Here is a 2,658-nt window from a genome sequence, read left to right as displayed (position 1 = left end):
TGGGCGTGAAATAGTTGAGAGAACTACCTTAAATGGTAGTGGAAAAAAGTATTTAGAACACAAAGAGATTTATGTGATGGGTATATTAACAAGTTTTACAGATTGTAAAAAAGCAGAAAAGAGAATTAAGGAGGTTTAGAAAATGAAAAATGAAACATTTTATAGATGTAAATGTGGTAATGAATGGACTACACAAAAAAGTAAAACTTTACCACATTTAAGTAGAGATTATATAGATAATTCAACAAAAGAAAAACCATTTATTAAAAAATGTAGAAAATGTTTTTTGGAAAGAAGTTTAAGGCGGTTTAGAAAATGAAATGTCACATTTGTAAAAATGAATTAACAGAACAATATATTTATTGGAAAAGACATTTAAGTAATTATTGTAAAAAATGTTTTTCTAAAAATTATTGGGATGGAATAGATACAAAAGAAATAGAATTTAAAGAGGTGCAACAATGAATAAACAAGAAGCATATGAGATTATTAATGGGATAGGTGGAATATGTGCAACAGAAGAAGAAGTGGAACAAGCATTTAAAGTATTAAAGAAGATTTAGAAGAATGATTAATAATATGAAAGAAGAACTTAGTATTAAGGAAAGAAGGTTGCATTTCAAGAATTATTATGTTAAAAATAAGGAGAAAATATTGCTTCAACAAAAAAAATATCGTTCCAATCCAAAGGTTAAGAAGAAGTTGAACGAACGTGAAAAAATTAAATGGTTTGCTGTGTGTGAGCGTCAGAGATTCTTAATTAATAATCCTATTGAATTGGAAAAGATTAGGATTAGGATTATGAATGATTTAATAGATTAAAAACTAAAATAATAGGAGGAAAATAAGATGAAAATTGAAATTAGAAACATAGATATGGAATGTAATTTATTCGGAAGAGATAATTATAATGATTTAGCTACATTTATGAAGTGGTATGTTAAATATGAAGATATGAAACAAAAAGTAAATCATATAAAAGTAGTTATTGAAATTCACGAAAAAAAAGAGATTTGAAATGAAAATTAAAGAATTAATTTGTAGTTTAGTTGTTGTTTGTTGGTTTGTTTTGTGGTATTATACTTTTCCTATTAAAAATCCTGATATAAATATTGAAATTGTTGTTATGGGTAGTTTTTTCTTATTTCTCTTTATATTTATATCTGTTGATTTTATTAGATATAGTTTGAAAATAACAGGAGGTTTAGAAGATGAAATGTGAAAATTACGAAGAATGCGGAAATGAAACAACGAATTTATTTGGTAAAGAATGGATAGTTTGTTCAAAATGTTTAAAAAAACATCATCCAACATTATTTGATTAAGGAGGTTTAGAAGATGAAAAAACATATATGTATGAAGGAATGGATTAACGGAAATGAAGTTAGCATTTCTGTTGATAATAATGCCTGTGAGGGATTTAGAGCTGAAGTCGTTATCTTTACAAAAGAGATAACTGACATAATGGATACATCAGGGACAATAGTTTTAGGTTCATCATTTAATCCAACTTATATGGCGGAGTTAATTCTCGAGGCAAATAAGATAGCAACAAAAAAGAAAGGAATAATAAAACCATTCAAGGCAAGGTTCTTAATGAACGGAGAGAGTTTAGAAGATGAATAAACAATATGAAAGAATACTTGAAAAGGATTATCTAAATGAAACATTAAATGAAATTAGAAATAATAGGAGGTTTAGAAGATGAAACAAGAAAAGATTATTGAATTATTAATCGAATTATCATTGGATATTTTAGATATTTGCACAGATGAGGAAAATAAATTTTATTTTTCTAATAGATTAAGTTTTCTTATCGAGAAATTAAAAGAGGCAAAACAATGATACATACAACAACAGAAGCAGAATTTGATGAACAAGGCCGATTAATAGCACTAAAAGGCGAGTGTAAAGCAAAAGACTTACGAGGTGAAACAGATGAGAACTGAGGATGAGATTAGGGATTTAAAAATAATTCTGGAAGGATATAAAAGGAGTTATATGAAATTAGGAAATATGAGCAGAATTGATGAATGCATAATTAAGATTGACATATTGAATTGGGTGTTGGAGGTTTAGAAGATGAATATGCCTAAACCCATCAGTCATTGTCCTGTTTGTTTTCAATTAATTTTTAATGATTCCTGTTTTTGCAGTGAATTGGATATTAGTGATTTAGAGGTGTTGCAATGAAAAAACCATTAATTATTCGTATTTTGCACAACAACCCCGAGTATAGTGATAAGGTCTACATTAATTCTTTCAGGCAGTATAACAGACCTCTCCTTTTCAGGGTCAGGGAAAGGTTCAATACTTTGTTATTACTTTTTAATAATAAATTCAAATAGAAAAGTATTTAAATTAAATAACTTAAATACTCGATGAGGTTAACAATTAAAAATGACTATTACAAGAACAAGGATTACTATTTCAGTGGAACCTGAAGTGATAGAGACAATTCGCAGGTACAATCTTAATGCTTCAAGAATCTGCAACAAGGCTTTAAAGGACTGGGCCGGCGTTGTTAATGAGAAGATGTATAATAAACTTATCAGGGAAGGGGTGAATTAAATTGTATGGTTCAATATTCATGAGAAAAAACAAAACTGACAGGAATAATATTGCTGACATTTTCAGGCGTCACATTCCTGTTTGTCA

6 protein-coding genes are annotated in these 2,658 nt (G+C 28.1%); all 6 read left to right on the top strand.

Annotation, left to right across the window (positions count from 1 at the left end):
• Positions 1-579 precede the first annotated feature (579 nt).
• The 6 genes from KKA81_17550 (at position 580) to KKA81_17525 (ending at position 2,571) form a co-directional block, all read left to right on the top strand.
• The gene (locus tag KKA81_17550) at positions 580-822 is read left to right on the top strand and encodes a hypothetical protein (protein ID MBU2652736.1); all 243 of its coding nucleotides are present in this window, start codon (positions 580-582) and stop codon (positions 820-822) included.
• Between the two features lie 27 nt (positions 823-849).
• The gene (locus KKA81_17545) at positions 850-1,017 is read left to right on the top strand and encodes a hypothetical protein (GenBank protein MBU2652735.1); all 168 of its coding nucleotides are present in this window, start codon (positions 850-852) and stop codon (positions 1,015-1,017) included.
• 1 nt (position 1,018) lies between these two features.
• Entirely contained in the window at positions 1,019-1,222 is a 204-nt protein-coding gene (locus tag KKA81_17540) for a hypothetical protein (GenBank protein MBU2652734.1), read from the top strand.
• A 134-nt stretch (positions 1,223-1,356) separates the two neighbouring features.
• Complete coding sequence (locus KKA81_17535; protein ID MBU2652733.1) at positions 1,357-1,626, top strand: hypothetical protein; 270 nt, start codon at positions 1,357-1,359, stop codon at positions 1,624-1,626.
• Between the two features lie 78 nt (positions 1,627-1,704).
• On the top strand, positions 1,705-1,845 hold the full coding sequence (locus KKA81_17530) for a hypothetical protein (GenBank protein MBU2652732.1): 141 nt from the start codon (positions 1,705-1,707) through the stop codon (positions 1,843-1,845).
• Positions 1,846-2,400: 555 nt separating this feature from the next.
• On the top strand, positions 2,401-2,571 hold the full coding sequence (locus tag KKA81_17525; protein ID MBU2652731.1) for a type II toxin-antitoxin system CcdA family antitoxin: 171 nt from the start codon (positions 2,401-2,403) through the stop codon (positions 2,569-2,571).
• Positions 2,572-2,658: the final 87 nt, after the last annotated feature.

The sequence above is a fragment of the Bacteroidota bacterium genome (genome assembly GCA_018831055.1).
Lineage (GTDB): Bacteria > Bacteroidota > Bacteroidia > Bacteroidales > B18-G4 > M55B132.
This window is presented reverse-complemented; position numbering and strand designations above follow the sequence as displayed.